Annotated in this window: 18 protein-coding genes and 1 tRNA gene; 7 read left to right on the top strand and 12 right to left on the bottom strand. The window is 70.7% G+C overall.

Going from position 1 to position 15,923, the window contains the following annotated elements:
- Nucleotides 1-8 precede the first annotated feature (8 nt).
- From ASF75_RS11840 to infC, 4 genes are all read right to left on the bottom strand, one after another.
- Complete coding sequence (locus tag ASF75_RS11840; RefSeq protein ID WP_027466551.1) at nucleotides 9-860, bottom strand: TrmH family RNA methyltransferase; 852 nt, start codon at nucleotides 858-860, stop codon at nucleotides 9-11.
- Between the two features lie 65 nt (nucleotides 861-925).
- Nucleotides 926-1,309, bottom strand: a complete 384-nt coding sequence (rplT, locus tag ASF75_RS11845) for a 50S ribosomal protein L20 (RefSeq protein WP_017887975.1) — start codon at nucleotides 1,307-1,309, stop codon at nucleotides 926-928.
- Nucleotides 1,310-1,337: 28 nt separating this feature from the next.
- Nucleotides 1,338-1,532 (bottom strand): 50S ribosomal protein L35, encoded by a 195-nt coding sequence (gene rpmI / locus ASF75_RS11850; RefSeq protein WP_017887976.1) that lies wholly within the window; start codon nucleotides 1,530-1,532, stop codon nucleotides 1,338-1,340.
- Nucleotides 1,533-1,592: 60 nt separating this feature from the next.
- Complete coding sequence (infC, locus tag ASF75_RS11855; RefSeq protein ID WP_017887977.1) at nucleotides 1,593-2,267, bottom strand: translation initiation factor IF-3; 675 nt, start codon at nucleotides 2,265-2,267, stop codon at nucleotides 1,593-1,595.
- A 314-nt stretch (nucleotides 2,268-2,581) separates the two neighbouring features.
- Here infC and ASF75_RS11860 point away from each other — a divergent pair, with 314 nt between their 5' ends.
- Nucleotides 2,582-2,932: a DUF1844 domain-containing protein gene (locus ASF75_RS11860; protein WP_017887978.1), complete on the top strand. Its 351-nt coding sequence runs from the start codon at nucleotides 2,582-2,584 to the stop codon at nucleotides 2,930-2,932.
- Between the two features lie 76 nt (nucleotides 2,933-3,008).
- Here ASF75_RS11860 and ASF75_RS11865 read toward each other — a convergent pair whose 3' ends face one another.
- Entirely contained in the window at nucleotides 3,009-4,298 is a 1,290-nt protein-coding gene (locus ASF75_RS11865) for a phosphotransferase (RefSeq protein WP_056071699.1), read from the bottom strand.
- A 104-nt stretch (nucleotides 4,299-4,402) separates the two neighbouring features.
- Between ASF75_RS11865 and ASF75_RS11870 the strand changes: the two genes are divergently transcribed.
- Together ASF75_RS11870 and ASF75_RS11875 are read left to right on the top strand one after the other, a co-directional pair.
- Nucleotides 4,403-6,265: a glycoside hydrolase family 2 protein gene (locus ASF75_RS11870; RefSeq protein ID WP_082509719.1), complete on the top strand. Its 1,863-nt coding sequence runs from the start codon at nucleotides 4,403-4,405 to the stop codon at nucleotides 6,263-6,265.
- A gap of 150 nt (nucleotides 6,266-6,415) precedes the next feature.
- Complete coding sequence (locus ASF75_RS11875; RefSeq protein WP_200942695.1) at nucleotides 6,416-7,645, top strand: hypothetical protein; 1,230 nt, start codon at nucleotides 6,416-6,418, stop codon at nucleotides 7,643-7,645.
- Between the two features lie 105 nt (nucleotides 7,646-7,750).
- On the opposite strand, the gene ASF75_RS17715 is transcribed toward ASF75_RS11875, so the two are convergent.
- Entirely contained in the window at nucleotides 7,751-8,800 is a 1,050-nt protein-coding gene (locus ASF75_RS17715) for an amidase domain-containing protein (protein WP_056071703.1), read from the bottom strand.
- Between the two features lie 107 nt (nucleotides 8,801-8,907).
- Between ASF75_RS17715 and ASF75_RS11885 the strand changes: the two genes are divergently transcribed.
- A complete protein-coding gene (locus ASF75_RS11885) occupies nucleotides 8,908-9,291 on the top strand; it encodes a hypothetical protein (RefSeq protein ID WP_056071705.1) in 384 nt (127 codons plus the stop codon).
- 96 nt (nucleotides 9,292-9,387) lie between these two features.
- On the opposite strand, the gene ASF75_RS11890 is transcribed toward ASF75_RS11885, so the two are convergent.
- The 5 genes from ASF75_RS11890 to galU form a co-directional block, all read right to left on the bottom strand.
- Entirely contained in the window at nucleotides 9,388-10,215 is an 828-nt protein-coding gene (locus ASF75_RS11890; RefSeq protein WP_056071707.1) for a hypothetical protein, read from the bottom strand.
- Nucleotides 10,216-10,430: 215 nt separating this feature from the next.
- Nucleotides 10,431-10,506: transfer RNA gene (locus ASF75_RS11895), tRNA-Ala, on the bottom strand.
- Nucleotides 10,507-10,579: 73 nt separating this feature from the next.
- Nucleotides 10,580-11,689 carry a hypothetical protein gene (locus ASF75_RS11900; RefSeq protein ID WP_042540043.1) on the bottom strand — a complete coding sequence of 370 codons (1,110 nt, stop codon included), beginning with the start codon at nucleotides 11,687-11,689 and terminating at the stop codon, nucleotides 10,580-10,582.
- Between the two features lie 118 nt (nucleotides 11,690-11,807).
- Nucleotides 11,808-12,467 (bottom strand): GNAT family N-acetyltransferase, encoded by a 660-nt coding sequence (locus tag ASF75_RS11905; protein WP_017887986.1) that lies wholly within the window; start codon nucleotides 12,465-12,467, stop codon nucleotides 11,808-11,810.
- Nucleotides 12,468-12,554: 87 nt separating this feature from the next.
- Nucleotides 12,555-13,445, bottom strand: a complete 891-nt coding sequence (gene galU / locus ASF75_RS11910; protein ID WP_017887987.1) for a UTP--glucose-1-phosphate uridylyltransferase GalU — start codon at nucleotides 13,443-13,445, stop codon at nucleotides 12,555-12,557.
- Between the two features lie 114 nt (nucleotides 13,446-13,559).
- Between galU and ASF75_RS11915 the strand changes: the two genes are divergently transcribed.
- The 3 genes from ASF75_RS11915 to mscL all read left to right on the top strand — a co-directional run bounded on the left by ASF75_RS11915 (nucleotide 13,560) and on the right by mscL (nucleotide 15,007).
- Nucleotides 13,560-14,144 carry a 5-formyltetrahydrofolate cyclo-ligase gene (locus ASF75_RS11915; RefSeq protein WP_017887988.1) on the top strand — a complete coding sequence of 195 codons (585 nt, stop codon included), beginning with the start codon at nucleotides 13,560-13,562 and terminating at the stop codon, nucleotides 14,142-14,144.
- Between the two features lies 1 nt (nucleotide 14,145).
- The gene (locus ASF75_RS11920) at nucleotides 14,146-14,436 is read left to right on the top strand and encodes an FmdB family zinc ribbon protein (protein ID WP_042540045.1); all 291 of its coding nucleotides are present in this window, start codon (nucleotides 14,146-14,148) and stop codon (nucleotides 14,434-14,436) included.
- A 76-nt stretch (nucleotides 14,437-14,512) separates the two neighbouring features.
- A complete protein-coding gene (gene mscL / locus ASF75_RS11925; RefSeq protein WP_042540047.1) occupies nucleotides 14,513-15,007 on the top strand; it encodes a large conductance mechanosensitive channel protein MscL in 495 nt (164 codons plus the stop codon).
- Between the two features lie 109 nt (nucleotides 15,008-15,116).
- Here the strand turns inward: mscL and ASF75_RS11930 are convergent, their stop codons facing one another.
- Nucleotides 15,117-15,701 (bottom strand): CDP-alcohol phosphatidyltransferase family protein, encoded by a 585-nt coding sequence (locus ASF75_RS11930; RefSeq protein ID WP_042540049.1) that lies wholly within the window; start codon nucleotides 15,699-15,701, stop codon nucleotides 15,117-15,119.
- Nucleotides 15,702-15,923: the final 222 nt, after the last annotated feature.

Consider the following 15,923-nt stretch of genomic DNA (forward strand, 5'->3'; position numbering starts at 1 on the left):
GAGGAGCGTCAGCTCCGGAGCGCGAAGGCCGACTCGTACAGGCACACCGACGCCGCCGTGGCGAGGTTCATCGACTCCGCCTGCCCGTAGATCGGCACCTTGACTGCCCGGTCGACGAGCGCCAGGTCGTCGGCGGTGAGCCCGCGTGCCTCGTTGCCGAAGACCCACGCGGTCGGACCGTCGAGCATCCCCTCGGCGCGCACCACCGGCAGGTCGTCGCCGGAGACGTCGGCGGCGAGCACCGTGTAGCCGAGGGCCTTCGCCCGCTCGATCGTGTCCGCCAGCGTGACGCCCACCGACACCGGCACGTGGAACAGGGACCCGGTCGTCGACCGGACGACCTTCGGGTTGTACGGGTCCACCGACCGGCCGGTCAGCACCACCGCATCGGCTCCGGCCGCGTCCGCGGCGCGGATGATCGTGCCGGCGTTCCCCGGGTCCCGCACCTCTTCGAGGATGGCGACCAGTCCGGGCAACGCGGCCTGTTCGTCGGACGCATCACGGGCCTCCGCGTCGGCGGCAGCCGCAGCGCGGTCCGGGAAGACGTCCTTCACCGACGTCGGGAACTGCTGGCACACCGCGACCACGCCCTGCGGGGTGACGGTGTCCGCCATCGCGTCGAGCACCTGCTCGGTCACGAACCACGTGTCCACCGGCGCGTCGTCGAGCCCGTAGCGGGCTGCGGCGGTGGGGGTCACGTACAGCTCGCGCAGGAGCTCCGGCGCGTACTCCAGCGCTTCGCGGACCGCTTGGGGTCCTTCCAGCAGGAACAGGCCGGTCTCGGCCCGGACGTCCTTCTTGGCCAGGGCCGCAACGGCCTTCACGCGTCCGGCACGGGGGTTCTCGAGGAGATCGCTCACGACCCAAGTCTAGGAACGACGAAACCCCCGCCGTGCGGCGGGGGTTTCGCGAGCAGAAGAACTGACTACGCAGCCTTCGGGGCCGAGGTGTCGGCCGGGAGGGCCTTCTTCGCGGTCTCGACGAGCGCGGTGAAGGTCTCGGGGTTGTTCACCGCGAGGTCGGCGAGGATGCGACGGTCGACCTCGACGCCGGCCAGGTTGAGACCCTGGATGAGGCGGTTGTAGGTCAGGCCGTTCGCACGGGAGGCAGCGTTGATGCGCTGGATCCAGAGGCGACGGAACTCGCCCTTCTTCGCGTGACGGTCGCGGTACGCGTAGACGAGGGAGTGGGTGACCTGCTCCTTGGCCTTGCGGTACAGACGCGAACGCTGGCCGCGGTAGCCCTCGGCGCGTTCGAGGATGACGCGGCGCTTCTTGGCGGCGTTGACCGCTCTCTTTACTCGTGCCATTGCACTATTCCTTTACGATCTGCGGGGCTCAGTGGCCGAGGAGCTTCTTGACGTTCTTCGCGTCACCCTTGGAGAGGACCTGGTCCTCGTTCAGGCGGGCCTTGCGCTTGGAGCTCTTGACCTCGAGGTTGTGACGCATACCGGCCTGCTGCTTCATGATCTTGCCGGTACCGGTGACCTTGAAGCGCTTCTTCGACCCGGAGTGGGTCTTCTGCTTGGGCATGGTGGTGCCTTTCCGTGGGATGGATGGGGGGCCGCGTCGTTGCGGGTTCGGTCCGGGGACCTATTCGGCCGCGGAGTCCGTGGATTCCGCAGCTGCCTCGGACGTGGAACCGGCCTCGGCCTCGTCCTTGCCCTTCGCGGCGTGCTCGGTGGCACGACGCTCGGCCTTCTGTGCAGCACGCTTGGCGTTCTGCTCGCCCTTGACGTCGGACTTGTTCTTGAGCGGGGCGATGATCATCGTCATGTTGCGGCCGTCCTGGGTCGGACGCGACTCGACGACGCCGAACTCGGCGATCTCTTCCGCGAACTTGTGGAGGAGACGGACACCCTGCTCCGGACGCGACTGCTCGCGGCCACGGAAGAGGATCATCGCCTTCACCTTGTCGCCACCGAGGAGGAACCCCTCGGCGCGCTTGCGCTTCGTCTCGTAGTCGTGCACGTCGATCTTCAGGCGGAAACGGACCTCTTTCAGGTCCGTGTTCACCTGGTTGCGACGGGCTTCCTTGGCCTTCTGAGCGGCTTCGTACTTGAACTTGCCGTAGTCCATGATCTTGGCCACGGGCGGCTTCGAGTTCGGCGCGACCTCGACCAGATCCAGTTCGGCTTCCTGCGCGAGACGCAGGGCCATGGCGATCGGGACAACGCCGACCTGCTCACCCTGCGGACCGACGAGTCGGACTTCGGGAACGCGGATTCGGTCGTTGGTACGGGGATCGGTGATGCGGAGCTCCTTCAATCAGGTGGTGGCCGTCCGGGGCGTTTGCCCTGGACGACAGCACGAGAGAGGAGATCTGACGCACGGGATGTCGACCCGTTCGGCAGCCGCCCTGCATCGGATCCGTGGGATCCGACCGACGAGCGCAACACGTGCGCTCGCGGAGCGGTGGTGACCCGGTAGCCTGGTGGAACGCGGCCGCGGGTGGGAGAGACTCCTCTTTCGTGACACCGTCCGGGAGTTGTCAGGGTTCGTGACGTCAGGAGAACTGATGTCAAGAGAACTGATGGCACACGGACAGCATCTGCCGCGAGCAAGCCTAGCAGAGGAGCACCGTGAGCGACACCCCGATCGACGACACCGGCATCGACGCCGCCAGGGACATCGCGGAGGTGCCGGCGGTCGAACTCATCAACACCGTTGCGGTGCACCTGCTCAGTGCCGCGGCCGTGAAGGTCGGCCTGGCCGACGACCCGCAGCAGCAGACCGACCTGGACGAGGCACGGAAGCTCATCACCGCGCTGGCCGGTCTGGTCACCGCCGCCGCGACCGAGATCGGCGACCACCACGCCCGCCCGCTCCGCGACGGGCTGCGGTCGCTGCAGCTCGCCTTCCGCGAGGCGTCGGCGATCCCGGACGCGATCGGCGCCGGGCCGGGCGAGAAGTACACGGGACCCGTCAACTAGACGGGCGTCACCCGGTGACGGACAGGAGGCCCGTGGCGGTGTCGCCACGGGCCTCCTGTTCGTTCGTGGGTCGTGGTCAGGACCCGCTGTCGCCGACCAGGCGCGCGACGGCCGCCAGCGGGATGCCGACCCAGTCGGGTCGGTTGCGGGTCTCGTAGACGACCTCGTAGACCGCCTTGTCGAGCTCGAAGGCGTCGAGCAGCGCACTGTGGCCGGCGAGGTCCGCGCCGGTGCCGCGCTGGTAGCCGTCGAGGAAGCGCGCTCGCGCCTCGGCTGCCCAGGCTGACGCGTCGACCGGCTCGGCGTCGTGCGCCAGGGCACCGGCGACGTAGTCGAACGAGCGGAGCATGCCCGCGACGTCGCGCAGGGTGACGTCCGGCAGCGACCGTTCGTCGAGGGGGCGGAGCGGTTCGCCCTCGAAGTCGAGGAAGACCCACCCGCGGGGATCCGGAGCCGCCAGGACCTGCCCGAGGTGCAGGTCGCCGTGGATGCGCTGCAGGTCCGGCCAGATCGCGTCGGCTGCCCGGGCGTAGACCGCACGGATCGCGTCGGCGTGTTCGGCGACGGCCGGGGCCTCGCGGGCGGCGGTGTCGAGACGGGCGTGCATCGTGGCGACTGCGGTGGCGCGTCGTGACCCGTCGGCCGGCTCGGTCGGCAGCGCTCCGGCCAGGGTGCGGTGCACGTCGGCGAGCGCGGTGCCGAGCTGCTCGGCTCGGTCCCCGAACGGCGTGCCGGCCTGGGCTTCCCGCAGGGCGACGCGCCAGGCGTCGTCGAGCCCGGGCAGGAACTCCTGGGCGAAGGCGAGGTGCCCCGTCGCCGTGCCGTCCGGGCGTCCGACGTCGGGCCAGTCGGCGCGGAGGGCGCCGTAGACCCGCGGCACGCGCGTGCTGCCCGCCGCCGTGAGCGCGAGCTGCGTGGTCACGTCGGGGTTGTCGCCGTGGTGCAGCACGCGGAATACCTTGATGATGACGCGATCGCCGGACTCCGTGTCGCAGATGACCGAGGTGTTGGACTGCTCGCCCGTCAGGACGCGGGCCGCGGTGACCCGGCCGATCGGGCTGAGGCACTCCGGCGCCGCGTCGATGCGTGCGGCGAGCGCCGACACCCACGCGAGGTCGGTGGTGGCGTCGACGACCGTGCCGTCGGGACCGCTCGTGATCGGTGCCTGGTAGAGCACGGGGACCGCGGGGGCCTCGTCGAGCACCAGGCGGGTCCCGTCGTCGGTCGAGATGGTGCGGAGACGCGGCACGGACCCCTTCGAGGCGTACCAGCGACGGTCGGCGATCCAGGACTCGAGGTCGTGGTCGCTCGGCGTGCGGGTGTCGGGGGCGGTGGTGTCGGGGGCGCTGGGTGCTCCGTCGCTCATGCAGCGGAACCTACGCGCCGGGGGCTGGCGAGGTGCCGAGTCCTCGGCGCGACGGCGGGCGGCATGCCCTTTACAACGATGTACCGAACCGGGAACATGGAGGCATGAGCACGCTCGACGGCACCGTGGCCGCACCTGACTCCGCTTCCGCCCCCGGCCTCCCCCTCGCTTCGCGGCAGGACGGCACGTACCCCCGGCCGCAGATGCTCCGCACCGCCTGGGCCGACCTCGACGGCACGTGGTCGTTCCGGAACGACGGCGACGACGACGCCTGGCGCACCGGCTTCACCGACGCCCGGGACATCGTCGTCCCGTTCCCGCCCGAGTCCCCCGCCTCGGGCATCGACGAGCCCGGCTTCCACCCCGTGGTCTGGTACTCCCGTGCGATCACCCGCTCCGAGCTCGACGCCGCCGGGTTCGGCAGCGGCGCACCCCGGCTCGTGCTGCACTTCGGCGCCGTCGACCACCGTGCCCGCGTCTGGGTCGACGGGCAGTTCATCGGCGAGCACGAGGGCGGCCACACGCCGTTCTCCTTCGACGTGACCGAGGCGCTGACCACGGACCCCGACGCCGTGCACACCCTGGTGGTCCGCGCCGAGGACGACCCGCACGACCTGACCCAGCCGCGCGGCAAGCAGGACTGGCACGAGGACCCGCACGCGATCTGGTACCGCCGCACCACCGGGATCTGGCAGACCGTCTGGCTCGAGGCCGTGCCGACCGTCTCGATCGCGTCCCTGCGCTGGACGAACGTCGACCACGCGACCATGCGCCTGACGGTCCGGCTCGACGGGCACCGCACCGGCGGCGAGCGCCTGCGCGTCGAGGCGCGCTGGGACGACCGCGACGAGCATCTCGCCACGATCGAGACCACCGTGGGCTCGACGGGGGACGAGTTCGACGTGGTCGTCCCGATCGCGCGGCAGACGAACGGGCAGGCCGAGGACGAGCTGCACTGGACCCCGGACGCCCCACGCCTGGTCGACGCGACGGTCTCGCTGCTCCCCCGTACCGGCGCGACGCCGTTCGACGCCGTCGCCAGCTACTTCGGGATCCGGACGGTCGGGGTCGACGGCGGCGCGTTCCTGCTCAACGGCCGACGCCACGAGGTCCGCAGCGTCCTGAACCAGGGCTACTGGCCCGAATCGCACATCGCCGCCCCGTCCCGCCGGGCACTCCGCCGCGAGGTCGAACTCATCAAGGAGCTCGGCTTCAACGCAGCCCGCAACCACCAGAAGATCGAGGACCCGCGGTTCCTGTACTGGGCCGACCGACTCGGACTCATGGTGTGGGGCGAGGCCCCCGGCGCCTACGCGTTCTCCCCCCGCGCCGTGCAGCGACTGGTGCGTGAGTGGATGGACGCCGTCGAGCGTGACGCCTCGCACCCGTCGATCGTCACGTGGGTGCCCGTCAACGAGAGCTGGGGTGTGCAGCACATCGCCACCGACCCGGCCCAGCAGGCCTACGCCCGGGCCCTCGCCGACGTCACGCGGGCACTCGACCCGACGCGTCCGGTCATCTCGAACGACGGGTGGGAGCACACGAACTCCGACATCGTCACGATCCACGACTACGAGGGCGACGGACCCCGGCTCGCAGCGACCTACGCGGACGAGACCGCACGGACCCGGCTGCTCGGTGGGATCGGCCCGGCGGACCGCCGCATCCTGGTCGGTGGCGCCGAGGACCTCGGCCAGCCGGTCATGCTCACCGAGTTCGGCGGCGTGAACTACCAGCCGGGCGTGCAGCGCGAGGACGGCTGGGGGTACACGTCGGCCACGGACGGCGACGACTGGGTCGCCCGGATCACCGCGCTGTACGACGCGGTCCGTGCGAGCTCGTTCCTCGCCGGGTCCTGCTGGACGCAGCTCACCGACACCGTGCAGGAGACGAACGGCCTGCTCAACGCAGACCGGTCCCCGAAGGTCCCGATCGAGCAGATCCGTCGCGCGGTCACGGGGCACTAGCTGGGAGGCCCGCACCCCGTGAGCAGCGGTGGTCACCTCCGGCAGACGGACCCGACCACCGCTGCTCACGACGCACACGGGTCGCCTCGCGCCGGGCGGGTGGCGACCCGCGATGCGGGGCGCGGCCCACGGTCTGGGAGGATCGGGCGGGTGACGAACGTGGCGGAAGCGAGCCGGGCCTCCAGGCGGGGGTTCCGCAACCTGCTGACCGGACGGCACAGCGCGTGGACCGCGCCGCTGCTGCTCTGGATGGGCTCCCGGGTGGTGAGCACCGTGCTGCTGGCGACCGTGTACCTGCTGGCGACCGCGAACGGCTGGCCGTTCGCCTCGTACCGACGCGACCCGTCGTTCTTCACGTTCTCGGGGTCGTGGGACGCCTCGTTCTACCGGATCATCGCCGAGCACGGGTACCCGGCGACGCTGCCCGTCGACGACGCCGGGCACGTCCTGCCGAACGCGTGGGCGTTCCTGCCCGTGTTCCCCACGGTCGTGCGGATCCTGATGACGCTGACCGGCGCCTCGTTCTGGGTCTCCGGAGTCGTCGTCGCCTCGATCGCCGGAGCCGGCGCGTGCGTGCTGCTGTACCGGCTGGTGCTCGCCGTCGGCAGCGCACACCGTGCCCGCTGGGCGACCGCGCTGTTCGCGTTCGCGCCGACGGGCTTCCTGCTGCAGGTCGCCTACGCCGAGAGCCTGCTGCTCGTGCTGCTGTTCGGCGCACTGCTGGCCCTGGTGCGGCGACGGTACTGGCTGATCGCGCCGCTCGGTGTCGTGGCCGCGTTCACGAAGCCCGGGGTCCTGGCGCTGGCACTGGCACTGGCCGTGCACCTGGTGGTGCGGTGGGTCGGAGCGCGCCGGTCCGGGCGAGCAGCCGAGGTGTTCCCGTGGCGCGATCGGATCGCGATCGTGGTGACCGGCCTGGTCGTCGCGGCTGCGGGCCTGGCGTGGCCCGTCATCGCGACCGCCGTGACGGGGCGGCCGGACGCCTACCTGGACACCGAGTTGTCGTGGTGGGTGGGGTTCGTCGGCCGGCAGCACTTCGCGCCGCTGACACCGTGGTTCATCATGGCGTCGACGTGGCTCGGGCCGCTCGGCATCGGGCTCGTCGTGGTGGTGCTCGCCGGCGCCGTGTGGTTCTTCTCGCGCAGGAGCACCCGGGCCCTGGGCACCGACGTGCTCGCGTTCACGGCCTCGTACGGGCTGTACCTGGTGGCCGTGTTCCTGCCGCAGCAGTCGTTGCCGCGGTTGCTCATGCCGATGGCGCCGCTGCTCGGGTCGGACGTGTTCGTGGGGACACGGCGGCGGGCGGTGACGTGGCTCGTCGTCGGGGTGTGCCTGCAGCCGGTCGCGATCGTGCTGCTCTGGTTCCTCGGGTACCCCTGAGCGGCGCTGTCCGTCGGCTCTGCAAGACACCGGTGTTCGCCGGTTGAACACGCGCAGACCGCGGTGCGACGCGCGAACACCGGTGTCGTGCGGGCCTGGAGAGCGCTACGCGTCGAACGTGTGGAACCAGGCCGTCCCACCGGGGTGCTGCACCGTGATCATCTCGTCGAGGTCGCGGTACGGGCCGTCCTGGTTGTGGCTCGCCGACTTGATGCGGATGGTGCCGTCGGACTCGGTGAAGACCTCGGACACGATGGTGGTGTGGTCCGGTGAACCGTTCGCGTTCCAGTCGAAGAACACGATGTCGCCGACCTTGACCTTGTCGCGCTCGTCCGACGAGCGCCGGGTGAGCCCGAACTCGGCCGCGTTCGTCTCGAGCCACGGGTCCATGGTGGGGCAGTAGGTCCACGTCGCACTGTGCTCGGCGCCGGCCGCGCGGTTGTACCAGTCGGACCGCTGCTTCCAGCCGCGGGCGATGAGCGTCTGGTTGACGTAGTTCGCGCAGTCGCCGCCGATCGGGTTCATGGTGCCGTACTCGGCGAGGTTGTAGTCCTTCCAGTACCGCATCGCGTAGGCGAGCTGCCGGTCGACGTCGGTCAGTGCGGCGTACGCGAGGGTCGTCGTCGCGACGGCACTGCCCGCGTCCGGTGTGGCGGCTGCGGTCGGTGTGGGCGTGGTGGTCGCGGTGTCCTGGGTGGCGCCGCTCTGCCCGTCGTTCGCGGCGCTGCCGTTGCCGTCCGAGGACTGGTTGGTGGACGGACTCGGCTCGATCGCCGACGTGAAGAGCGCGACGTCGGCGTCACCGGCGGTGTACATCGCCTGGTGCGGGGCCGTGAAGGTCACCTTCGACGCGGTCGCCTCGACGTCGCGCGCAGCGACACCACCGACGGTGACGCCCTTGACCGCGGCGAGTCCGGCCCCCGTGACGGTGACCGTGACGCCACCGGCCAGCGGGACCTGCGCCGGGGCGAGGGCCTTCCCGACGGGCTTCGTCGCGGGGGTGGACGTCGTCGCGCCCCCGCCGCCGGAGCTGCCCCGACCGCTGCCGCCGTCGCCGCCCTTGTCGCTGCCGGAGGAGCACGCCGCAACGGCGAACCCGATCCCGGCGACGCCGGCGAGGGACAGGAGTGCGCGGCGGTTCATCGAGGCAGTCATGACACGACCAGCGTAAGCGACACCTCCGTCGTTCCGACACGGCATGATCATCTCCGGGGACGAGCGTCCTCCGTGTCCCAGCGGACCCGTTCGGAAGGAACACACACATGCCCGAGAGCCACGACTTCTTCGTCGCCACCGACCCCGAGACCGCTCGTGCCCAGGTGCGCGACGCGCTCGCCCGCGAGGGCTACACCGTCGACGACGCCGAACAGGGTGCGCTCCGCGCGACCCGCGGCAGCCTCGGCCTGACGCTGCTCATCGGCGGCATGGCGAACGACCGTACGTTCCACACCCGCCTGGACGTGCAGATCATGATCGCCCCGGACGGCCGCACCGTCGCCCGACTGCTGCGCGGATCCGGCAAGTCCGCGATCAAGGGCGGCGCGCTCGGCGTCTCGCGCGGCAACCGCGCCTTCGAGCAGGCCGCGAACGCGATCCACACCACCTTCGCGCAGTCCGGCGTGCTGACCGAGAGCATCGCGGGCTGACGATCGGGCAGTGGCGACGGGTCTGACGCGCCCCTCGGACGGACGGGAGGCCCGCTGCCAGCTGGCAGCGGGCCTCCCGTCTGTCGGTCAGGTCGATCAGGTGCAGGAGACGTTGCGGTCGATGGTGCCGGAGCCGTAGGGCACCTCGACCTGGACCATGGCGATGGTGCCGCCGGGAAGCGGCGTGCCGGAGCAGGCCTTCCGTGCCTTCGTCACCGTGCTCTTGCCGAGCGCGATCCAGTTCGAGCGGCCGTACAGCGGGCTGTTCGCCTTGACGGTGCCGGCGATGGTCTTCCACTGTGACCCGGTCGAGTACAGGCCGATCCGCTTCACGCCGGCGGTCTTGAGCCCGACGATCATGCCCTGCATCGCCGCACGGTTCTGCGCGGTGTCGCGCTGGTACGACAGACCCGTCTCGACGTCGATCCACCAGCGGTAGGCGGACGGGGTCGGGACCCCACGGCTCTGGACGTCGTCGTACCCGCGGGCGTAGCCGTACATGAACGAGCAGGCCAGGGTGAGCTGCTTCTTGCCGCTCTTGGTCACGCACGTGCCGAACGGGTTGGTGGGCACCGTGCCCTGGTAGCTGTTCGACGTCGGCCAGACCGAGGCCTGGAGCCCCGGGTTGGCGAACAGCGCGTACAGCTGGGTCTTCGGCTGGGCCGAACCGCCGACGGACTTCGATGCCCAGTCGAGCTGTTCGGCGAGGCACGGGTTCGTGGTGTTGCCGAGGGACTCGTTGACCCCGACGATGCCGAACGCCTGGTCGGTCGGCACCTGGCTGCCACACTGCGGCCAGGAGATGTCGACACCCAGCGGTGTGACCGCCGCGGACGCACCCGAGGACGGTCCGGCGACCGCGATGCCGGCGGCCACCACCACCGTGGTCGCGATGGTCGCGACGAGACGACTGATACGGAACATGCTCTCCCCCTGGTCGGGCCCGGTGGGCCGGCGACGCCCGTGCGGCGCACCGGGAGTCTAGGGCGATGCGTTGGACAACACACCACCCCGGTGCGTGAACTGTGTCGAACGATCCCCGTTGCTCGGCCTGTGGAGGAAGGTCTCGCCGCACGCGCGCAGCAACGACAGAACGGCCCGGAACCTGTCGGTTCCGGGCCGTTCTCGTGGTTGCCACGTGGTGGAGCTAAGGGGATTCGAACCCCTGACCTTCTCATTGCGAACGAGACGCGCTACCAACTGCGCCATAGCCCCAAGTTCTCGACCACACTAGCACCCTCGTTCGGCCCAGCCGAAATCGCGCGTGGCCCGTCGGGCGTGCCGCGGGTCAGACCGCGCGGCGCCGTCGCATGATCGCGTCGAGGTCGGCCTGCTGGTACGCATCGTCGTCGAGGACGCCCATGCCGGCCCACTTGCTCGGCGGCCCGGCAGGCTCGTCGGTGGGAGCAGGAGCGGCTGGAGCAGGAGCGCCGGGGGCAAGGCCGGCGGACGCGGCCGGGGCCCGGAGCCCGAGCCGCTCGGCGAGACGCCCCTGGTCGTGCGCGGACAGCGACGCCGCCGCCTCTTCGAGCTCGGGACGCATCCGGGACACGGTGGCGAGCGACGGGTCCGACTCGCCCGCACGGATCGCCGCAGCTTCGGCCTCGGCTTCCGCCTTGGCCGCGGCGACGCGCTCCTTCAACCGGGCGGCGAGCTCGGCCGACGACTCGGGCGACGCGGCCGGCGCGGCCGGTCGCTCCACGTAGAGGGGCTTCGGCACGTGGTTCGGGGTCCACGAGCGGTCCTGCGCGGGCACAGCGGGCTGTTCCGTCGACAGGGGCGGCGCCGGGTCGGTCCACGCGGTGGACTGCCGGGAGGCGCGGATCGCGCCCGTCTCGGCGGCCGCGAGACGCTGCTTCCGCGCCGTCGCCACCTGGTGCAGCTGGGCCAGGACCGCTGCGGACCCACCGGCGGCGACGAGGCCGGCGACACCGACGAGCCAGAGCGACGGCGATGCGATGAAGACCACGAGGGCGATGACGATGCCGAGCGTGCCGAACAGGGTCGCTCCGAGCCGGGAACGGCGCATCCGCATCGCGGTCAGGGCCGGCACGGCGGATGCCCGCTCGAGCACCGGGGCCTGCTCGGCGAGGCGGCGGGTGATCTCACGCTGCCGCGCGGCCTCGTGGGCCCGGACGATGGCGGTGCGCTTGGCCTCTTCGGACCGGGCGACGCGCTGCGCCTGGGCCAGTGACTTCGCGTTCATCTCGATGCGGACCTCGTCCGGCAGCTCGGCGGTCTGCGCGAGGATCCGGAGGGTCTGCTGCAGCCGGATGGCGTTCCGCTCGGTGGCCAGGTACTGACGACGGGCGGCCCACGACGGCATCAGGTAGACGAGCCAGAGGACGGCCGCGACGAGCAGGACGATGCCGCCACCCCACGAGCCGATTCCTGCCATGCGAACACGGTAGGGGCGGCGGTTCCCCGGCCCCGTCATTGCCGGACGCGTGTTGCGCGTGTCGGGGCGGAATCCGTGGGAGGTGCGCCGCGCCTCCAGGCCCGTCAGGTGCAGCGCGTCAGATGCGCGGCGTCGTGTCCAGCGGCATCGCGGCCTCGTCGCGAGCGGCGAGCGGCACGGTCCCCACGCCCGGGGGCACCTGCCCCTGGACCCAGCGCTCGAGGACGCCACCGCGGACTTCTTCGGCCACCAGTGCGAAGCAGAAGTGGTCGCGCCAGTCCCCGTTGATGTGGATGTAGCGGCGACGGAGCCCCTCGTACCGGAAGCCGAGCTTCTCGACGACCCGCAGGCTCGGGGCGTTCTCCGGCCGGATGCAGATCTCGATCCGGTGCACGCCGAGCGACCGGAAGCAGTGGTCGACGGCGAGGGCGACGGAGATCGGCGTCACGTTGTGGCCGGCGGCGTCCTCGACGACCCAGTAGCCGATCGAGGCGCTCGCGAGCGAGCCGTACGAGATGCCGGAGACGTTGAGCTGCCCGACGAAGCGGCCGTCGAGCTCCATCGCGAACGGCAGACCGAGTCCCGCGCGGGCGTTGGCCTGGAGCGCGCGGATGCTGCCACGGACGTCGGTGGAGACGTGTCCGGAGGGGTTCGTGGCTTCCCAGGTGCGGAGCCACGAGCGGTTCGTCGCGAGTGCCGCGTCGAGGTCGCGGGTGTCGCGGAGCCGGAGGGGCCGGATGGTGACCCGCCCGTGGGACAGGGTCGGGATCGTCGTCATCGCTGGGTTCCTCCGGGGTCCCGCCCCGGAGCGGGACGGGGTGTCCCGCCCGGGTCCGTGATCACCGGACCCGAGCGGGATGGCCGACTATTCGCCCGCGTTGAACTCCTTCAGCCACGACTTGAGGTCGGGGCCGAGGTCATCGCGGTCCGAGGCGAGCTGCACGATCGCCTTGATGTAGTCGAGTTTGTCACCCGTGTCGTACCGGCGTCCACGGAACACGACGCCGTACACGCCGCCGGTCCACTCTTCCGCGCTCGCCATCTTCATGAGCGCGTCGGTGAGCTGGATCTCGCCGCCCTTGCCCGGCTCCTGCTTCTCGAGGACGTCGAAGACCTCGGGACGGATGACGTAGCGGCCGATGATGGCCAGGTTCGAGGGCGCTTCGCCCTGCGGGGGCTTCTCGACGAGGCCGGTGATCTTCACCACGTCGTCGGTCTCGGTCGGCTCGACCGTGGCGATGCCGTACAGGTGCGTCTGCGACTCGGGGACCTCGAGCAGGGCCACGATGGTGGCGTTCTTCTCGCCCTGGACCTCGATCATGCGCTGGAGCAGCGGGTCACGGGCGTCGATGATGTCGTCACCGAGGAGCACGGCGAACGGCTCGCGGCCGACGTGCATCTTCGCGCGGAGCACCGCGTGGCCGAGGCCGAGCGGGTCACCCTGGCGCACGTAGTGCATGTCGGCGAGGTCCGTCGACTGGTTCACCTTCTGCAGCTTCTCGTGGTCGCCCTTCTTGCGGAGGGTCTCCTCAAGCTCCGACACGTGGTCGAAGTGGTTCTCGAGCGCGTTCTTGTTGCGCCCGGTGATCATCAGCACGTCGGTCAGCCCGGCACCGACAGCCTCTTCCACCACGTACTGGATGGCCGGCTTGTCGACGACGGGGAGCATCTCCTTCGGCATCGCCTTGGTCGCGGGGAGGAAGCGGGTACCCAGCCCTGCGGCCGGGATCACCGCCTTCGAAATCTGGAAGCCCATGGTCAGACCGTATCCGATCCCCCTTTCGAGGGCATGTCGTCGCTCCGGGGGACACGGGAGTGCGCGCGTTCCCGGCGGGAAGCCGCAACGACACCCCTCGGTAGACTCCTCGGCATGATCGCCGATCTCGGGAACGAGAAGCGCGCCCTGCGAGCCGAACTCCGGCAGCGGCGGCGCACCCGGACCACGACCGAACGCGACGCGGACACCGAGACCCTGACCGCGACCCTGCAGCGCTTCGTCGAGGAGCGCCAGGTGACGTCCATCGCCCTGTACCTGTCCGCGCCGGACGAGCCGAACGTCCGGCCGTTCCTGAACTGGGCCTTCGAGCAGGGCATCCGCGTGCTGCTGCCCGTCACCCGCGAGGACGGCCTGCTCGACTGGGCCGTGGGCGACGGTGAGAGCGAGACCGAGAGCCTGCTCGGCCTGCCCGAGGTCGTCGGCGAGGTCCTGTCACCGCTCGCGATCAACGACGTCGACGCGATCCTGGCCCCCGCGGCGGCGGTGGGACACGACGGCGTCCGCATGGGCTGGGGGCGCGGCTACTACGACAAGACCCTCGGGTCCATGGCGAACCGCCCGCCCGTCTATGCTGTGATCTTCGACGCGGAGTACCTCGACGAGGTCCCGCGCGAACCCCACGACGAACCCGTCGACGGCATCATCACGCCGTCACGCATCATCACGTTCCGGAGCTGATGTGCCCACCTACTCGTACCGTTGCACCGAGTGCGACAACGCGTTCGACATCAAGCAGTCGTTCTCCGACGCCACCCTGACGGAGTGCCCGGTCTGCGGCGGCGTCCTGCGCAAGGTGTTCTCCCCCGTCGGCGTGACCTTCAACGGCGGTGGCTTCTACCGCACCGACTCCCGCCCGGCGCCGAAGGCCGAGGGATCGTCGAGCGCCCCTGCGAAGTCGGAGCCGAAGAAGTCCGAGCCGGCGAAGAAGCCCGAGTCGAAGCCGAGCAGCTCGAAGCCCGCCGCGTCCTGACGCGGTCTGCGCTCTCCGGATACATTGGGCGCGTCGCCACTCGGCGGCCGTCCTCGACCCGGAAGGAGACCCTCGCATGAAGGGCTTCAAGGAGTTCCTGCTCCGCGGCAACGTCATCGACCTGGCCGTGGCAGTCGTCATCGGTGCGGCGTTCACCGCGATCGTCAGCACGATCGTCAGCGCCCTGATCAACCCGCTCATCGGTGCGGTGTTCAACGCCTCGAGCCTCGACCAAGCCTTGAAGGTCAAGATCCCCACGGTCTCCGGCGAAGGCGCAACGCTCTACTTCGGCGCGATCATCGGCGCGGTCATCAACTTCGTGATCGTCGCCGCGGTCGTGTACTTCGCGCTCGTCGTGCCCGTCAACCACCTGAAGAAGGTGGCGTTCGAGCGCGTCAAGAACGACGAGGAGCAGACCCCGCAGGACGTGCCCCCGACCGACGTCGAAGTGCTGCTCGAGATCCGCGACCTGCTCCGCCCGCAGAACGGTGGCGCCGCGAGCACGGGGGCGCACATCGCCCCGTCGAACGCTCCCGAGGGGCCCGGCATCGGCGGCTCGACGAAGCTCTAGCCCCGGCGCACGACCGCGCTCGGACCCGCAAGACACCGGTGTTCCCGCTCTGCACACCCGCAAACCGCGGTGCGCAGCGTGAACACCGGTGTTTTGCGCTGGAGGGGGGTCAGGCGGCGGAGACAGCCCGGCGCTTCGCGAACATCGCGACGGCGTACTGGGCGCCGGCGAGGACGTGCCCCGCGGTGCCGAGGTAGACGAAGACCAGGGCCACGACCCGGACCCACGGCGCGTTCTCGTCGACGGTGTGCACCGCGGAGAACAGCAGCACCGGCAGCCCGACGAACAGCAGTGCCGAGCGGATCTTGCCCGTCCACGTGACGTCGAGGTCCGGGTTGCCGTGGAACAGCACGCTCGACAGGACGACGAGCACCAGGTCGACGAGCACGACGACGGCCACCACCCACCAGGGCAGCAGGCCGACGAGCACCAGGGACAGCACGATCGCGATGATCGCCAGACGGTCGGCGACCGGGTCGATCGCCTTGCCGAGCTTCGAGCCCTGGTCGAACTTCCGGGCGATGAAGCCGTCCGCCCAGTCGCTCACGCCGATCACGACGAGGGCGACGAGCGCCCACCCCGGGTGGCCGGCGACGACGAGGCCGATGAACACCGGGATCAGCACGAGGCGGAACAGCGTGATCAGGTTCGGCCAGGTCTGCCAGTCGGGGCGCTGCCGCGCGGTGTCAGTCATCACGGGCCAGGGTACCGGTTACCAGTGCGGCGGGACGTCGCGCCGGAGCTGGTCGTCGTTCTCACCGTCGCGGTGTCGCGCCGGTTCCGGCGGCGGCGCCGGGTCGTAGCCCGCCACCGGCTGGGTGGTGACGCGCCTGCGGCGCCGCACCGGGCCTCCCGACGGGTCGTCCGAGTCCGGTTGCGGAACCGCTGATCCGGGAGGCGCGGCTGACGACACGTC

The organism is Curtobacterium sp. Leaf154 (assembly GCF_001424595.1).
In the GTDB taxonomy this organism is placed as follows: domain Bacteria; phylum Actinomycetota; class Actinomycetes; order Actinomycetales; family Microbacteriaceae; genus Curtobacterium; species Curtobacterium poinsettiae.